Genomic DNA, 16743 nt, shown 5'->3' with positions numbered 1-16743 from the left:
GTTTGACGGCTCCCGAAACCACCACGCACCCATGCGGCACCGCCGCATCGCATCATCAAGGCATGAAGAAAATTCTTACCGCCCTGCCACTGGCGCTCCTCGCTGCGTGCGCTTCCCAGCCCTCGACCGGACCCGCCGGGGATAGCGCCAGCGCTGCCGCGACCGCCGACGGCAGCGGCTGGCAGTCGCTGCGCGCCAAATACATGGATTGCGTCAAGGAAAAGGCCGACGACAACCTGGCGTCCAAGGGCCAGTCGAAAGACGTGGCGAATGCGGCGCTGGCCGCGTGCCAGTCCGACCTGAACGCCATGCACGACGCCTTCCGCAGCTACCTGGACGGACAGATGTCGTCGTCGCACGGCAAGAACAGCGCCCGCCAGGCGGCGGCGCGCGTCACGGCCGATACCCGCGACAAGGCGCGCAACTACCTGGTGCGCTACGTCGAGCGCGAACGCTATGCGTCGCGCCTGAACTGACGCCGCGCCGCGGGCGCGCTCACAGCATCTCCAGCGCCCCTGGCCCGTCCGGTGGCGGGAAGATGCGGTCGAGTTCGGCCAGCTGGGCCGCTGACAACGGGTGTGACAGCGCGCCGATATTCTCCTGCAGGCGCTCGCGCCGGCCGGTCTTGGGAATGGCGATGACGCCGTCCTGCGCCAGCAGCCAGGCCAGCGCCGCCTGCGCCGCGGTCATGCCGTGGTCGCGCGCGAAGCGCTTCAGCCCCGGGTTGCCCAGCAGCCGCGACTGCTCGATCGGCGAGTAGGCCATCACCGGGATGCCGCGCTGTCGCAGCCACGGCAGCAGGTCCCATTCGATCCCACGCCGGCCCAGGTTGTACAGCAGCTGGTTGGTGGCCATGCCGTCGCCGCCGGGCGCGTCCCACAACTCCTGCAGGTCCGCCAGGTCCAGGTTGCTCACGCCCCAGTGGCGGATCTTGCCGTCGCGCTGCAGCGCCTGCATGGCGGTGACCGTTTCTTCCAGCGGCACGCCGCCGCGCCAGTGCAGCAGGTACAGGTCGATGCGGTCGGTGCGCAGCCGCCGCAGGCTGCGCTCGCACGCCTGCACGGTGCCGCGGCGGCTGGCGTTGAACGGATAGACCTTGCTGACCAGGAAGGCCTCTTCGCGCCGCCCGGCCAGGGCCTCGCCGATCATTTCCTCGGACTGGCCTTCGCCGTACATCTCGGCGGTATCGATCAGCCGCAGGCCCAGGTCAAGGCCCAGCCTTAGCGTGGCGATCTCTTCGGCGCGCGCGGCGGGCGTCTCGCCCATGTTCCACGTTCCCATGCCGAGCGCGGGAATGCGCTCGCCGTCGGGCAGGGTGATCTGTTTCATGCGTCGGATTCCAGTTGGCCGGGTTGGGTGCCGGCTGCACCCAACCACACTAGTTAACAACGCATCAAATGTACAAGCGGCGGGCCGCCCGATTGCTTCAGGCCAGTCCGGTCACAAAATACTCGGGCTCGTTGCGCAGCATGGTGCCGTAGCCTTCGCCGCGCGCGTCAGCCCTGCTGGTGGCGGTACTCCTGCGTGCGGCCGCCATAGCCGTACGCCGCCGCGCGGGCATCGATGACATGCACATAGGAGACGGGATGCAGGTTGCCGAGCAGGCCCGCCATGGTCTCGAACACGGCCTGGATGAACTGCGCCTTTTCGGCCTTGGTATTGGTCTCGTCGGTGACGCTGATATCGAGGTGGAAGGCGTTGCGGTCCTGCCCGGACAGCGGCACGCCGCCGATGATCCAGTTGTCGTGCGGTACATAGTGGACGGTGATGGCAATCACGTCGCGTTTCTTGCCGAGCACGCTTGCGGTCAGGTCGGCGATGGCGGCGGCGCTGCGGCGGGTGAGGGCGGCATCGGGCTGGCCGGAGAGCTGCAGGACGATGTGGGGCATGGCTGTGCTCCTTGTTTCGTGGGTGGGTGATGCCATGTTAGGAGCCGGTGTACTATCGGATAAGCGGGAATATCCGATGCGATCCATCGGATCAGCCGAAGGAACTGCGGCCGCCTTTTTCCCCCTTTGCTGGAGCCCCGACATGCGTGGATTCGAAACAGACCAGTTGCGCACCTTTGTCACCGTTGCCGACAGCGGCAGCCTGTCCGCCGCGGCGCCCCGGCTGTTTCTGTCGCAGTCGTCGGTCAGCGAGCAGCTGCGCAAGCTGGAAGAGCGCGCCGGCGTGCCGCTGCTGTCGCGCGGGCGGCACGGCGCAGTGCCGACGCCGGCCGGTGCGCGGCTGCTGGAGCACGCGCGCCGCATCCTCGCACTGAACGAACTGGCGCTGCAGGAGTTGCGCGGGCACGCGCTGGAAGGAGAGCTGCGGCTGGCTGTCACCGATTACTTCCGCCCCGGCGAGATCGCCGGCATGCTGCGGCGCCTGCGCGAACGCTATCCCTACCTGCGGCTGCACGTGACGGTGATGAAGAGTGCGGCGATCGATGCCGCCGCCGAGATGGATGCTTTCGATATCGGCCTGAGCATGCGCCTGCCGCGCGGCCGCGATACACAAGGCAAGAGCACGCGGGGCACGGTACTGCGCCGCGAAGCCCTGGCCTGGGTGGCGGCCTCCGGCGAGGCCGACGCCTTGCCCGCCACGTTGCCGCTGGTGCTGCTGCCCGATACGTGCTCGCTGCACCAGTTCGTGGTGCAGCTGCTGCTGCGCAAGCGCCTGCCGTTCGAGGTCGCGCACTCGGCCTCGGGCGTGGCGGGCCTGCATCTCGCGCTCGCAGCCGGGCTGGGGCTGTCCTGCCTGAATGCATCGGCGATCGGGCCAGGTGTCGCGCCGCTGGACGGCGGCACGGTCGCGCGGCTCGGATTGCCGCGCCTGCCCGAAGCGGAGTTCTTCCTGCTACCCGCCCGCCGCAGCGAATCGCCGTTCATTGCCGAGGCGCGCAACGTCCTGGCCGACCAGTTGGCCTGAGTCGGCTCACAAGTCAGGCACCAGCGTACTGCTCCCGGTCAACGCCGATCTGAAAACAACGCTGTGCGGCGTTGAATGGGAATAATTCGCAATCTCGTTGACCCCTTCATTCTCGTAATTGATAATGCGTCGCTTTCTTAGAATAAATTACAGTCGATTACAGGGAAATGAGAATAAAACTTCACCCGATCTGCGCCGCGGTGGCGGGGACCTTCATTTTTCATCCGATGGCAGCCTGGTCGCAGGCGACCCCGGCGGCAGCGGCGCAGCTGCCTGAGGTCACCGTCAAGGCCGATGTCAGTCGGGAACTGGGCGCCGGCTATAACCCGCCCAATGCGGTCAGCGCGACCAAGACCGAAGCACCGCTGCGCGATATCCCGCAGACCGTCAACGTGGTCACCGCCGAGGTGATGCGCGACCAGCACGCCACGTCGATGCAGGACGCGCTGAAGAATGTGCCCGGCGTGTCGTTCTCGCATGGCGACGGCCAGCGCGACCAGGTCTCGATCCGCGGCTTCACCGCGATCGCCGACCAGTTCGTCGACGGTATCCGCGACGACGCGCTGTACTTCCGCGACCTGTCCAACGTGGACCGCGTCGAAGTGGTCAAGGGTCCGGCGGCGGTGCTGTACGGGCGTGGCTCGGCCGGCGGCCTGATCAACCGCGTCACCAAGAAGCCCGGCATCGACGTCACCGATTTCGCGCTGAGCTACGGCATGTGGGCCGACCGCCGCGCCGAGGCCGACGTCGGCCGCGTGTTCGCCGACGGCGCTGCCGCGTTCCGCATCACCGGCGCCGTGCAGAAGGCCAACAGCTATCGCTCGCAGCAGTTCCTGGACCGCAAGGCGATCGCGCCGTCGCTGGAGCTGCGCGTGGCGCCCGAGACCACCGTGCTGTTCCAGGCTGACTACCTGGAAGACCGCCGCGTCACCGACTTCGGCATCCCGGCCTACCAGGGCCGCCCGGTCGACGTGCCGGCCTCGCGCTACTACGGCGCGGCCAATGCGCGCGATGCCGACTACTCCCAGTCGCGCGTGTTCTCCGGCACCGCCACGATCAACCACCGCTTTAACCAGAACTGGTCGATCCGCAACGCCACGCGCTACTACCACTACTCGCTGGACCGCAACAACACGCTGACCGCTGCGGTCAACGAAGCGGCGCGCACGCTGACCATGAACCACGGCAATGTCCGCCGCGAGGAACATGGCTGGTTCAACCAGACTGACCTGACCCAGAAGGCGACCTTCCTGGGCATGGAGCACGAGATCCTGTACGGCATGGAGATCGGGCAACAGAACAAGGACCAGGTCAACAATACCAAGCCGGTGCCGGGCACGTTCGACCTGTTCAACCCGGTGCTGCCGACGCTGGCGCTGAAGGCGCCGGGCAATCCGACCACGTCGAACCTCGGCGTGTTCGACACCCTGGCGTTCTACACTCAGGACATGATCAAGTTCAGCGAGCAGTGGAAGGCGCTGGTCGGGGTGCGCTACGACAACTTCCAGCAGGAGACCAGGAACCGGATCGCCGGCCAGCGCGACCTGTCGCGCACCGACACCGCCTGGAGCCCGCGCGCCGGCCTGGTGTGGCAGCCGTCGAAGGCGCAGTCGTACTACGTGTCGTGGAGCAAGTCGTTCCAGCCGTCGGGCGAGGCCTTTGCGCTGGCGGCCAACAACGCCGACCTGGCGCCGGAGACCACCAACAACACCGAAGTCGGCGCCAAGTACGACTGGCTGAACGGCAAGGCCAGCACCACGATTTCGGTGTTCCGCCTGGAGCGCAGCAACATCAAGGTTGCCAACGCCACCAACACGGCACTGCTGCCGATCGGCGAGCAACGCACGGACGGCATCGAACTCTCCGGCGCGGCCGAGCTGGGCAGCGGCTGGCGTGTGCTGGCGGGCTACGCGTACCTGGATGCCACCATCACCAAGTCCACCGCCGCGCTGCAGGGCAAGCGCGCCACCATCACGCCGCGCCACTCCGGCAACGCGTGGGTGACCAAGGACCTGGGCCACGGCTTCGGCGTGGGCGCCGGCCTCAACCTGGTGGGCGCGCGCTATGCCGATCCGCTCAATACCGTGACGCTGCCCGGCTACGTCACCGCCGACGCCATGGCCTGGTACCGCCGCGGCGCCTTCGAGGCGCAGCTGAACGTGTACAACCTGTTCGACAAGGGCTACATCGTGTCGGCGCACGGCACCAGCCCCAACCTGAACATGCCCGGCGCCCCGCGCAGCGTGATGGCGACGCTGCGGTACCGGATGTAAAGCGCAGCATCGAGGACAAAAAACCGGGCGGTGAGAACCGCCCGGTTTTTTTTCGTCAGCCGCGCCGCCGCGTGTTGCCCGCGGCTGCGGAGAAACCCTGAGTCACACGAGCCGTCGACGCTCAGTGCTCGCGTTCCCAGGTCTGGGTGCGGCCGATCAGGCTGATGCCGATGAAGCCGCGCACGTTGAGCTTGTTGCCGTCCTCGGCCAGCGACATCTTGCTCTTGTAGACCTTGCCGTTCTCCGGGTCGAGGATCTCGCCGCCGCTCCACTCGTTGTCGCCGGTCTTGCGCAGTCCGCTCAGGATGGTCATGCCGATCAGCGGCTGGTCCTTGCGCGCGTCGGTGCACTTGTCGCAGACCCTGGGCTTGCCGTCGCCTTCCACGAACGTCTTCACCAGGCGTCCGCTGTAGACGCCGTTCTTCTCGCTGATCTCTACCAGCCCCCGCGGCTTGCCGGTGCTGTCGTCGATGGTCTTCCACATGCCGCCGGGCGAGGCCTGCGCCATCGCGCCGGCGCTGCCGAGCAGGGTGACGGCGAGCACCGCCGCCTGCAATGCCGGACGCACCAGCGGACGGGCAGCGGCGAGGTGGGATGGTTTGCGCATGATGTCTCCTTTGAGGTTCGTTGCCACCGGCAGCGGGCCGGTGCGATGCACCGCGCGGCGGCCGCCGCTTGCGTCGAAGCGGCGCGGGCCGGGCGGCGGGCGCGCACGCCAATCTACTGTCGCAGCCGCCGCGCCGCAATCGTCCGGCATGCCGCGCCGAGCTCCGCGGTGGCTCCAGCGCACGGCTTGCACGCTCCCCGCAAAGCCGCATGCGGCCGTCGTTTGCAGGTTTTTGTGTTGCAGCAAACCGGGCCGCTGAACGTGCTGCCGAAGCATTCCTCTAAGCGGACGTGCGGCGCACCGCGGGGCCTTCGAGGGGAGATCGGCAAGCGTGTGGCAAGCGCTGCGTAGCGTGGCGCGACGGTTGGCATCGCGCGATGCGCGTCGCAGCTTGCGGTGCGTGATCGGAGTCATCCGAATGGATGAGAGCAGCGATCGCGATGCTGTCGGCGCAGCTGTCTCCGACAAGCGTTCGAAGTGTTGCCCCGATGCTTCGCGCGCGTCGCCGCTTTGCTCAATCGCAACGCTTTGATGCTCGCGCGCTGTTGCTTCGATGCAAACCGTTGCGTTCGCGCATCACTCTTCGACGGAATGTCCGGCGTGCTCGCGCGACGTAGGTGGCGCGAGTCGTCGCCGTCAGCCAAACGCGCGTTGCGCGTGCGCGCTGACGACTGTGTAGCGCATGCAGACGACGAAGCGTGCCACCAGTTTCCGGCGCGCGCGCTGACGTGCGCGCGCACTGCTGCGCTGGCTGCGCGCGTATCGGTACATCGCCCGCAAAGCCTTTGTCCATGCGGTTTTTCGGAAAGCGCGATGAGGCGCGCAGCAGGGCGCGCGCGCTCCTTCGATGCGCGTTACGCGGCTTGTAAGCAGGTGCTGCGCGGGTGTGTAAAAGCTGCGCGCGTGCGGGTCGGGATGGAGCGCCGCGACGCGTGCGCGAACGTGCGAAGCGTGCCTTCGCACCAGCGTGCGAGCGATGCATCGCGATGCCATCGGCAACGTCTTCGTGACGACGCGCGCGAGAACTAGTTTGAGCAACGCATGCAGGCAAGTTTTTTTGCACTTTTTTCTTAACATCATCGTGCAAACGAATTATGATTCGCCTTGACAAGAGTCTCACTTCATTGCAGAGAAGCAGGAAGCAAGATTGGAACGACGAGCGCGATGCGCGCTTCGATGCAGTGATGAAGGTTGTAGCCGAGGAGCACGAGAACTTTGACGCAGACCTGGCCGAGCCGGCTTCTTAAAACGCGTGCAGTCTCCCTTGGTCCATTAACGGGTTGGACCAGCTACCACCGAATGAATGCCGCTTGCCGTGCGCGAGGCCATGCCCGCACCGCAGGCCTGCTGTCCGATATCTCCTCTTTTCAGGCCGCGCACCGACCCAGCTGGCGGGGCGGGCCAATCGAATATTCCAGGGCGCGGCAAGTGCCCCGGTCCCGCTTGCGGGTCCGCAACTGCCGCGAAGTCACCGCTGCTGGCGGTGCGCCTGCAACCAAATTCATTAGCGTGCAGCCGCAGTCGGTCCGCGCGCCGATGAATCGCTCGCTCGACTGGGGCACGCGCTGTGGTATCGCGCCTCGGGTCGGTCGGGTCGCCTGACTTAGGTCATTCGATATTCACTCTCTAGTGAAGGAGTTATCCATGGCAACTGCTGCAAAGAAAAAGCCGGCGGCTAAGAAGGCCGCCAAGCCGGCCGCCAAGAAGGCCGCAACCAAGAAGGTAGCCGCCAAGAAGGCAGCACCGGCCGCCAAGAAGGCACCGGCCAAGAAGGCCGCCGTGAAGAAGGTCGCTGCCAAGAAGGCTGCGCCGGCGAAGAAGGCTGCGGCCAAGAAGGCCCCCGCCAAGAAGGCCGCGGTGAAGAAGGTCGCCGCCAAGAAGGTTGCAACCAAGAAGGTCGCCGCCAAGAAGGTCACCGCCAAGAAGGCAGCACCGGCCAAGAAGGCCGCAGTGAAGAAGGTCGCCGCCAAGAAGGCAGCACCGGCCAAGAAGGCTGCGACCAAGAAGGTAGCCGCCAAGAAGGCTGCACCGGCCAAGAAGGCTGCTGCGAAGAAGCCGGCTGCCAAGAAGGCTCCGGCCAAGAAGGCTGCCGCGAAGAAGCCGGCTGCCAGGAAGGCTGCCGCGAAGCCTGCCGCTGCCCCTGCCGTTGCTCCCGCTTCGGCTGCCAAGACCGCGCTGAACCCGGCCGCTGCCTGGCCGTTCCCGACGGGCAACCGTCCGTAAGCTGCGCCGCCACGGCGTGGGCCTTACGCGTTCCGTACGGAACCACATCGGCACGCAGTGCGTGCCAGCATGACCGGATACCGCGTATCCGGTCAGCAAGACGCCAGTCTTGCAGACCCGCCGATGGCCGCTGGCCCGGCGGGTTTTTTCATTGGTGCCCGGTCAAAGAAAAAGCGCCGCGGCCCGTGCGGGCGCGGCGCCTGGATGCGCTCTCATGCTGGCGCCCGGCCGGGCGCAGCGGTTCAGTGCGTGACGCGGGTGACGCCGCCTGAGGACAGCAGCCGCACGCGCTCGCCCGGGCGGAAGACCTCGTCGGCCTCCTGCGTGATCGCACGCATCTCGCCGTTGTCCAGGCGCACGGTGATCTCCAGGCCGCGCCGCTCGTTGACCTTGTTCTCGGCAGCGCTGCCGGCGATGCCGCCCAGTATCGCGCCGAGGATGCCTGCTGCCACCGCGCCGTTGCCACTGCCGATGGTGCTGCCAGCCGCGATGCCGCCGATGGCACTGCCGGCGAGCGTGCCCGCGCCGGTCTGGCTGCGTTGGATGGCAACTTCGCGTACCCCCTCGACCACGCCATAGCGTACCGTCTGCTCGCGCTGCGCCTGGCCGGTGCTGTAGACGCTGTTGGAGTTCGACTCTGTCGCACAGCCGGCGACCAGGGCCGCGATGGCAATGACGGCAAGCGCGCCGCCCCGGACCTTGTGATTCATGTCAGATCCCGAAAAAGCCACGCACTGGCCGCAGATCAGGCGTAGCGGTACCCGAATGCAGACTGGAACCGGTTGCCGATTTCCTCGCGCGACAACCAGTGGTTCTGCGGACCCTGTTGCGCGATCTTGACCGACCCCATCAGCGAAGCCAGGCGGCCGGTCGTTTCCCAGTCTAAACCGTTTTCAATGCCGTAGAGCAGGCCGCCACGGAAGGCGTCGCCACAGCCGGTCGGGTCCACGATGCGCTCGGCCTGCACGGCCGGGATCGCGTACTGCCGACCATCGGCATGGATGCTGGCGCCGCGCTCGCCGTGCGTGACGATGAAGGCACGGACCTTGGCGGCAACCTCCGCACTGGTCCATGCGGTACGGGACAGCAGGACCTGCGCCTCGTAGTCATTGACTGTCACGTAACTGGCGAGTTCAACGAACTCCCGCAGGTCTTCGCCGTTGAACAGCGGCATTGCCTGGCCCAGGTCGAAGATGAACGGAACACCCGCATCGGCGAACTGGCGCGCGTGGTGAAGCATGCCTTCGCGGCTGTCCGGGGCGACGATGCCGAGCGCCGGCGCCTTGCCGCCGCCGAGCGCGTCCTTGACATTATTTAGCTGCGACTGGCTCATTGCGCCAGGGTGGAAGGCGGTGATCTGGTTGTTGTCCAGGTCGGTGGTGATCATGGCCTGCGCCGTGAAGGTCTCGGGCAGCACGCGGATGTGGCTGGTGGGAATCTCCAGCTTGCGCAGATACTCCAGGTATGGTTCGGCGTCGGTACCGACTGTGGCCATCACGACGGGATCGCCGCCGAGCATCTTCAGCGTGTAGGCGATGTTGCCGGCGCAGCCGCCGAACTCGCGGCGCATGCCGGGCACCAGGAACGAGACGTTCAGCATATGGATCTGGTCCGGCAGGATGTGTTCGCGGAAGCGTCCGTCGAACGTCATGATGGTGTCGTAGGCGACGGAGCCGCAGATCAGGCTGGCCATGCTCTCTCCAGGTGGTAGGTTGTTGGTTGTATGGGTCAGATAAAGCGAAAACGGCCGCCCCGGTTCCGCGGGCGGCCGCTGCCGTCAGGCGGCGCGCGTTACTGCAGCGCGGCCAGGGCGGCTTCGTAGTCCGGCTCGGTCTTGATTTCCGGGACCAGCTGGGCGTACTTGACGGTGTCGTTCTCGTCGAGCACCACCACCGCGCGCGCAGTCACGCCGGCCAGCGGGCCGCTCTTGATGTCCACACCGTAGTTGCCCTTGAACTCGGCGCCGCGCATCGTCGACAGCGTCACCACGTTGGCCAGGCCTTCGGTGGTGCAGAAGCGGCCCATCGCGAACGGCAGGTCGGCCGAGATCGTCAGCACGACGGTGTTGGCCAGGCCGTTAGCGGCCTCGTTGAACTTGCGGGCCGAAGCCTGGCACACCGGCGTGTCCAGGCTCGGGACGATGTTCAGCACCTTGCGCTTGCCGGCGAAGTCGGCCAGCGTGACGTCCTTCAGGTCCTTGCCGACCAGCGAGAAGGCGGGCGCCTTGTCGCCGGCCTGCGGAAACTTGCCTGCGACTTCGATCGGGTTGCCGCCGAGGGTGACGTTGCTCATGTCTACTCCTTGATGTCTGATGGTTTCCGGTTCAGTTTCCGGCGCCTGGCCGGCCAATGCCCGGTGGGGGGGGCGCCGCCCGCCGCCGGACTCGGATTCGGTCCGGCGGCAGGCCGCGGAATTCAGGGATAAAAAATCAGCACGCGGTAGTTGGATGGCGCCTGCTGCGTCCGGAATCGTACCCGAACCGGCAGCTCCATGCCGGCGCGAAGACCCTCCGTGGCGAAGGCCTTTTGCGAAGGGTCCAGGTAATCCGCCGGTTGCAGCACACGTCGCAACAACAGCTGGTCCTGCAGGTCCGTCATGACCAGCTCGATCGCGGGCAGCGCGGTGGTGGCGCGGCCCAGGTTGCGCAGCGTGACGGCGAGCATGTATGCGTCGCCGCCTTCGTCGAGCCGCTGCAGCTGCGAACTCTCGATACGCAGTGCGTCGATGTCGCGCCACGGCGGCACGTCGCAGCCGAACGGGGCGCATGCGGCTTCCAGTGCCGGACGCAGCATCGGGAACTGTCCGGCCAGCGGGCTGCGCGCGAGATACACCGCTTGCACCGTCGCGCCCAGCGCGAGCACCGTTGCCGCGACGTACCAGAGCGTACGCGGCGCCGGCGCGCGGCTGCGCGCGGGGGCGCGCTCGCGTTCGCGTTCGCGTTCGCGGGTGTGGCGCAGGAAGTCGGGAGCGAAGACCGGGCCGGCCGGAGCTTCCGTGCGGGTCCAGCGGCGCGTGGTCTGCTCGCGTGCGACGGCTTCACCAGTGATGCTGGCGGGCCCGCCGGTGTCGAGCGCGGGCCCGGCGTCGCGGCCGTCGCGCGCATCGCTGGCGTCGGTGCGCTCGGCAGCCTCGCTCTGAGATGGCTCGGCGGCAGCCTGGGGCGTGTCCGCCGGCGACGGATGGATCGCCGGTGGCGGGCCGATATCCGCCGACGCGGCGCGCAGGAATTCGCTGGCACTCGGGATGGCCGCGGGTGCGGGCACACCGCCTGGCTGGGGCGCAGGCGCTTCCGCTTTTGCTACCGCCTCCGCTTCGGTTTCGGCAGTCTTGCCGATCCGTGCCGGCTCATCGAGCGCAGGATGATCGAGTGCGTTGTGGTTCAGCGCGGGCCATGCCGGCGCTGCAGCTTGCGGTGCGGCCGGCTGCGGTGCCGCGTGCGTGGCGGTGGCTTCTGCGCCGGGCGTCGCTTCGCGCTCCGGTTCAGGCAGCGCTTCGGGTTCTGGTTCTGCTTCTGCTTCTGCCTCTGCCTCTGCCTCTGCCTCTGCCTCTGCTTCTGCCTCTGCCTCTGCTTCTGCTTCTGCTTCTGCTTCTGCCTCTGCTTCTGCTTCTGCCTTCGGCTCCGGCTCCGGCTCCGGCTCCGGCTCCGGCTCCGGCTCCGGCTCCGGCTCCGGCTCCGGCTCCGGCTCCGGCTCCGGCTCCGCCGCGGGTTCCGCTTCCGGCGCGGTCTGCGCCGCAGGCGTCAGCTGCGACTCGGGCTCGACGTCGGCTTGCCGCTCCGCATCGCGCGCGTCGCGCTGGGCGACGGCCTCGTTGGCCTCGCGCAGCGCACGTTCGATCTCGTCCTCATGCACGTCCACCTCGGCCGGTGCCGGGACATCGAGGTCCTCGGGCGAGGTCATGAGCATGGTAGGCGCGTCCAGCGCCGGCACGTCATAGCCGGGATCGATGGTGGGCGTAAATTGCGTGGAGGGCGCAGGCTGCGGTGCCGCGGCGGACTCGCCGGGGCGCGGAGCTTCAGCTGCCGGTGCGGGTGTGGCCGCCGGCGGCGTGGCCGTTGCCGTTACGCCGGGTGCCGGCGGCGTGGCGCTGCCCGCCGGCAAGGGGATTTCAATCAGGTGTTCGCGTGCATCGAACACCGTTTCGCAGTGGCCGCAACGCACCAGCCCCTGGCGCAGGCGCAGCTGGTCGGCGACCAGCCGGAAGGCGGTGCGGCAGGCCGGGCAGCGCGTGACGAGCTTGACGGCGGCCATCTGTGCAGATCAGGGACGGGTGCCGTGCAGGCACACCCAGCCTTCCTCGGCGCGCCATACCGTCAGCGGCAGCCACGGCGCATAGGCGGCGGCAACTTCCTCCGCCTGGCGCTCCAGCACGCCGGACAGCACCAGCCGGCCGCCGGGGCGCACGCGGGCGCTGAGCATGGCGGCCATCAGCTTGAGCGGGTTCGACAGGATATTGGCGACCACCAGGTCATAGGTGGCTTCCGACACCGACTCGGGCAGCGCGAATGACGCCTCGACCTGGTTGCGCTCGGCGTTGTAGCGCGAGGCTTCCACGGCGTTGGGATCGATGTCGATGCCGACGGTAGCGCCCGCGCCGAGCTTGCGCGCGACGATCGCCAGGATGCCAGAGCCGCAGCCATAGTCGAGCACGGTCTCGCCCGGCACCACGTGTTGCTCCAGCCACTGCATGCACAGCCGCGTGGTCGGATGGCTGCCGGTGCCGAAGGCCAGGCCGGGATCCAGCTCCAGCACCACCGCGTCGGGCTCGGGCGCGTCATGCCACGACGGCACCACCCAGATGCGCTCGCCGATGCGGATCGGCTCGAACTGCGATTGCGTCAGGCGCACCCAGTCCTGGTCTTCCACAGCGCGCAGTTCGTAGGCCGGCACCGGATCGATGCCAAGCTGGTTGGCGGCAGCGGCCACCACCACGGCGGGATCGGCATCGTCGCCGAACAGCGCCACCACGCGCGAGCGGTTCCACGCGAGTTGCTTGGGTTCGAGCCCGGGCTCGCCGAAAAGCGGTTGCTCATCGGGCGTATCGGCATCGGCGTCTTCCACCGAGACCGACAGCGCACCGAGGTCGAACAGGGCCTCGGACCAGGCTTCGGCCTGATCCTGCGCCACTTCGATCACACATTCCTGAAATGCCACGGGCTTCCCTTGCTTGCTGCGTGTGTGTTGCGGGTAACGTCGGGGTAACGTTACTCAGGCCTTAGCGCGCTCCGCCAGGCGATGCTCAAGATAATGGATGCTGGTGCCGCCTTCGACGAAGTTCGCGTCCATCATCAGCTCTCGGTGCAACGGAACATTGGTCTGGATACCGTCCACAACCATTTCGGACAGCGCGATGCGCATGCGGGCGATGGCCTGCTCGCGCGTGGCGCCGTAAGTGATGATCTTGCCGATCATCGAATCGTAGTTGGGCGGCACGAAGTAGCCATCATACGCGTGCGAGTCCACGCGTACACCGGGGCCCCCCGGCATGTGCCAGGCGGTGATACGGCCGGGCGACGGGATGAACTTGAACGGGTCCTCGGCGTTCACGCGGCATTCGATCGCGTGGCCGCGGAACTGCACATCCTTCTGGCGGAAACGCAGCTTCTCGCCGAAAGCGATGCGGATCTGTTCCTGCACGATGTCGATGCCCGTGATCATCTCGGTGACCGGATGCTCGACCTGCACACGGGTGTTCATCTCGATGAAGTAGAACTCATTGTTCTCATACAGGAATTCGAAGGTGCCGGCGCCGCGGTAGCCCATCTTCTTGCAGGCCTCGGCGCAACGGTCGCCGATGCGCTCGATCAGGCGGCGCGGGATATGCGGCGCCGGGGCTTCCTCGATCACCTTCTGGTGGCGGCGCTGCATCGAGCAGTCGCGCTCGCCCAGCCAGATTGCCTGCTTGTGCTGGTCGGCCAGGATCTGGATCTCCACGTGGCGCGGATTCTCCAGGAACTTCTCCATGTAGACCTCGGGATTGCCGAAGGCGCGGCCGGCTTCCTCGCGTGTCATGTTGACGGCGTTGAGCAGCGCGGCCTCGGTGTGCACCACGCGCATGCCGCGGCCACCGCCGCCGCCGGCGGCCTTGATGATCACCGGGTAGCCCACGCGGCGCGCGGTCGCCAGGATTTCCTTGGGGTCGTCTGGCAGGGCGCCGTCCGAGCCCGGCACGCACGGCACGCCCGCCTTGATCATGGCCTGCTTGGCCGAGACCTTGTCGCCCATCAGGCGGATGCTGTCGGCGGTCGGGCCGATGAAGACGAAGCCGGATTTTTCCACGCGCTCGGCGAAGTCGGCGTTCTCCGACAGGAAGCCGTAGCCCGGGTGGATAGCCTGCGCATCGGTCACTTCGGCGGCCGAGATGATGGCCGGCATGTTCAGGTATGACTGCGGCGACGGGGCCGGGCCGATGCAGACGGCTTCGTCGGCCAGGCGCACGTACTTGGCCTCCTTGTCGGCCTCGGAGTACACCACCACCGTCTTGATGCCCAGTTCGCGGCAGGCGCGCTGGATGCGAAGTGCGATTTCGCCGCGGTTCGCGATCAGAATTTTTTCAAACATGGTCTCTCTCTGCGAGAACGGGAGCGGTCCCGCTGCGTGCCGCCATGGCACATCGGGCGCGCGGCCGTCAGGCTGGCCGCTGGGCCGCTGGGCCGCCTGGCCGACGCGCCACATTAACGCGCGGAACTGCATGGAACTGCACGGAACGTGTTGCGATGCCCACACGTCCCTGGCGTCCTGAAACGCCGTAGAGGGCCGCGCCGGTGCCGTGCTTGCGGCCACGTTGGCGGCCGCACGCAGCGCTGGGCGCGGCATGCCATTCAGGTTCAGCCGATGACGAACAGCGGCTGGCCGTATTCGACAGCCTGGCCGTTCTCGACCAGGATTTCCTTGATGACGCCGGCCTTGTCGCACTCGATCTCGTTGAGCAGCTTCATGGCTTCGATGATGCAGACGGTCTGGCCTTCCTTGACCGAATCGCCGACATTGACGAATGGGGCGGCGCCCGGCGACGGAGCGCGGTAGAAGGTGCCCACCATCGGCGAGGTCACGATGTGGCCAGCGGGCAGCTGCGCAACCGGCTCGGCGGCCGGGGCGGCGGACCCGACCGGGGCAGCGGCCGGCGTGGCCGGCAGCGCCTGCAGCTGCGGCATGGCCATCGGCGCGGCGACGATTTGCGGCGGTTGCTTGACGATGCGTACCTTGCCGTCGCCTTCGGTGACTTCCAGCTCGGAGATGCCGGATTCGGCCACCAGGTCGATGAGCGTCTTCAGCTTGCGCAGGTCCATCTTCTTATCCTCCTGAATCAGGTTGTCCGGCCGCTGCCCGCTGGGCTGCGGCGGAAGAAATCGTTGTGGCGTCCACCACGGAGCCGCGCCCGCCGTGCCGCAGCACGCGCAACGGGCGCGGACCGCCAGGCGGCGCGCGCAGGTTCGTCAAAAAATTCTGGCAGGGGTCAGCGCCCCGGGCTCCCTGGCGACGGCTGTTCCTGGGCGAGCGCATAGTCGAGTGCCAGCAGGTATCCCTGCCAACCCAGCCCACAGATCACCCCGACAGCCACGTCGGAGAAATAGGAGTGGTGACGGAAGCTCTCGCGGCGGTGCACGTTGGACAGGTGGACCTCCACGAACGGGATGGCCACGCCGGCCAGCGCATCGCGCAGGGCCACGCTGGTATGCGTGTAAGCCGCCGGGTTGATGATGATGAAATCGACGCCTTCCGCGCGCGCGGCGTGGATGCGGTCGACCAGTTCCCCCTCATGGTTGGACTGGAACGAAGCCAGGGAAATACCGGCCTTTGATGCATGATCGGCCAGCGCTGCGTCGATATCGGCGAGGGTGGTATGCCCGTAGGTCTCCGGCTCGCGCGTACCCAGCAGGTTCAGGTTAGGCCCATGGAGGACCAGCACCTTGCGGTAGCGGGCTGAGCGACGGATGGAGCGGGTTGCAGTCACGGCGGCTCGACCAGATCAACGAAATTGCGCGGAGATTACCGTAGCTTAGAGGGATTTGTCTAGCGCGGGATACAAGGCTCCCGGGGCGTTCGGGCGATTCGGCGGCGCTTTCGGCACTTTCTCAGTCTCCCGGCCTGAAAACGGAATAAATCGTGCGAGAAATCCGAAATTGACCGGAGATACCGAAAGAACTTACTCCACTGCGTCCTCAGGTGCGCGGCAGCACTGCGCGCAGCTCTTCCGCGGTGACGCGGCCCATCTTGCGGTACTTGACGGTGCCGTCGGGGTTGATGACCACGGTATAGGGCAGGCCGCCGGCGCTGTTGCCAAAGTTGCGCGACAGCTCCGTGCCGGCAAAGCCTGCCACCGCGAGCGGATAGGCGACTGGTACCTTACGGGTGAACTGCTGAATATTGCTGGCTGAATCGATACCGATGCCGACAAACTCGACTTGCCGGTTCCTGTATTCCTCGTGCAGCGCGGTCAGCTCGGGCATTTCTTCCACGCAGGGGCCGCACCACGGTGCCCAGAAATTCACCACCAGCGTCTTGCCGCGCAGCTTGCCCAGGTCAAGCTCGGTGCCGGCAGGGTCCGGCAGCCGCGTCTGGAAGAACGCCTCCACCGCCTGGTCGTTCGCGGGCTTGGGGGAGAACACGAAGTGGCCGGCAAGCGCTCCAGCGGCGCAGGCGACGACGGCAACCCCGATCCACAGCCAGAGGCGGGAACGGCGGACGGGCGAAGTGACAGTGTCGGTCATGGGCGAGCTGGGCTGTT

Annotated in this window: 17 protein-coding genes; 5 read left to right on the top strand and 12 right to left on the bottom strand. The window is 67.0% G+C overall.

What is annotated here, in order from left to right; genetic code table 11:
* Window positions 1-62: 62 nt before the first annotated feature.
* On the top strand, window positions 63-476 hold the full coding sequence (locus K309_RS0118895; RefSeq protein ID WP_029047883.1) for a hypothetical protein: 414 nt from the start codon (window positions 63-65) through the stop codon (window positions 474-476).
* A 19-nt stretch (window positions 477-495) separates the two neighbouring features.
* Here the strand turns inward: K309_RS0118895 and K309_RS0118890 are convergent, their stop codons facing one another.
* Together K309_RS0118890 and K309_RS0118885 are read right to left on the bottom strand one after the other, a co-directional pair.
* Entirely contained in the window at window positions 496-1329 is an 834-nt protein-coding gene (locus K309_RS0118890; protein ID WP_029047882.1) for an aldo/keto reductase, read from the bottom strand.
* Window positions 1330-1496: 167 nt separating this feature from the next.
* Entirely contained in the window at window positions 1497-1889 is a 393-nt protein-coding gene (locus K309_RS0118885) for a tautomerase family protein (protein WP_029047881.1), read from the bottom strand.
* A gap of 142 nt (window positions 1890-2031) precedes the next feature.
* On the opposite strand from K309_RS0118885, the gene K309_RS0118880 reads away from it, so the two are divergent.
* Together K309_RS0118880 and K309_RS0118875 are read left to right on the top strand one after the other, a co-directional pair.
* On the top strand, window positions 2032-2913 hold the full coding sequence (locus K309_RS0118880) for a LysR family transcriptional regulator (protein WP_029047880.1): 882 nt from the start codon (window positions 2032-2034) through the stop codon (window positions 2911-2913).
* 167 nt (window positions 2914-3080) lie between these two features.
* Window positions 3081-5186, top strand: coding sequence for a TonB-dependent receptor (locus tag K309_RS0118875; protein ID WP_029047879.1), 2106 nt, complete (start codon window positions 3081-3083; stop codon window positions 5184-5186).
* A gap of 121 nt (window positions 5187-5307) precedes the next feature.
* Here K309_RS0118875 and K309_RS0118870 read toward each other — a convergent pair whose 3' ends face one another.
* A complete protein-coding gene (locus tag K309_RS0118870) occupies window positions 5308-5793 on the bottom strand; it encodes a DUF2147 domain-containing protein (RefSeq protein WP_029047878.1) in 486 nt (161 codons plus the stop codon).
* A gap of 1094 nt (window positions 5794-6887) precedes the next feature.
* Between K309_RS0118870 and K309_RS41750 the strand changes: the two genes are divergently transcribed.
* Window positions 6888-7040, top strand: a complete 153-nt coding sequence (locus K309_RS41750; protein WP_156914394.1) for a hypothetical protein — start codon at window positions 6888-6890, stop codon at window positions 7038-7040.
* Window positions 7041-7437: 397 nt separating this feature from the next.
* Complete coding sequence (locus tag K309_RS0118855; RefSeq protein ID WP_029047877.1) at window positions 7438-8016, top strand: histone H1-like DNA-binding protein; 579 nt, start codon at window positions 7438-7440, stop codon at window positions 8014-8016.
* 242 nt (window positions 8017-8258) lie between these two features.
* On the opposite strand, the gene K309_RS0118850 is transcribed toward K309_RS0118855, so the two are convergent.
* The 9 genes from K309_RS0118850 to K309_RS0118810 form a co-directional block, all read right to left on the bottom strand.
* Window positions 8259-8726, bottom strand: a complete 468-nt coding sequence (locus K309_RS0118850) for an outer membrane lipoprotein (protein WP_029047876.1) — start codon at window positions 8724-8726, stop codon at window positions 8259-8261.
* A gap of 35 nt (window positions 8727-8761) precedes the next feature.
* Window positions 8762-9709, bottom strand: coding sequence for a carbohydrate kinase family protein (locus tag K309_RS0118845; protein WP_029047875.1), 948 nt, complete (start codon window positions 9707-9709; stop codon window positions 8762-8764).
* A 98-nt stretch (window positions 9710-9807) separates the two neighbouring features.
* Window positions 9808-10308 carry a thiol peroxidase gene (gene tpx / locus K309_RS0118840; RefSeq protein ID WP_029047874.1) on the bottom strand — a complete coding sequence of 167 codons (501 nt, stop codon included), beginning with the start codon at window positions 10306-10308 and terminating at the stop codon, window positions 9808-9810.
* A 122-nt stretch (window positions 10309-10430) separates the two neighbouring features.
* Window positions 10431-12266: a DUF3426 domain-containing protein gene (locus K309_RS0118835; RefSeq protein WP_029047873.1), complete on the bottom strand. Its 1836-nt coding sequence runs from the start codon at window positions 12264-12266 to the stop codon at window positions 10431-10433.
* A gap of 9 nt (window positions 12267-12275) precedes the next feature.
* The gene (gene prmA / locus K309_RS0118830; RefSeq protein ID WP_029047872.1) at window positions 12276-13169 is read right to left on the bottom strand and encodes a 50S ribosomal protein L11 methyltransferase; all 894 of its coding nucleotides are present in this window, start codon (window positions 13167-13169) and stop codon (window positions 12276-12278) included.
* A 54-nt stretch (window positions 13170-13223) separates the two neighbouring features.
* Window positions 13224-14576 (bottom strand): acetyl-CoA carboxylase biotin carboxylase subunit, encoded by a 1353-nt coding sequence (accC, locus tag K309_RS0118825; RefSeq protein ID WP_029047871.1) that lies wholly within the window; start codon window positions 14574-14576, stop codon window positions 13224-13226.
* A gap of 266 nt (window positions 14577-14842) precedes the next feature.
* Window positions 14843-15304: an acetyl-CoA carboxylase biotin carboxyl carrier protein gene (gene accB / locus K309_RS0118820; RefSeq protein WP_029047870.1), complete on the bottom strand. Its 462-nt coding sequence runs from the start codon at window positions 15302-15304 to the stop codon at window positions 14843-14845.
* A gap of 167 nt (window positions 15305-15471) precedes the next feature.
* A complete protein-coding gene (aroQ, locus tag K309_RS0118815) occupies window positions 15472-15969 on the bottom strand; it encodes a type II 3-dehydroquinate dehydratase (RefSeq protein ID WP_029047869.1) in 498 nt (165 codons plus the stop codon).
* Between the two features lie 208 nt (window positions 15970-16177).
* Window positions 16178-16726: a TlpA family protein disulfide reductase gene (locus K309_RS0118810; RefSeq protein ID WP_029047868.1), complete on the bottom strand. Its 549-nt coding sequence runs from the start codon at window positions 16724-16726 to the stop codon at window positions 16178-16180.
* Window positions 16727-16743: the final 17 nt, after the last annotated feature.

The organism is Cupriavidus phytohabitans (assembly GCF_000426345.1).
In the GTDB taxonomy this organism is placed as follows: Bacteria; Pseudomonadota; Gammaproteobacteria; order Burkholderiales; family Burkholderiaceae; genus Cupriavidus.
The sequence above is the reverse complement of the archived record's forward strand: the minus strand, read 5'-3'. Positions and strand labels throughout refer to the sequence as shown.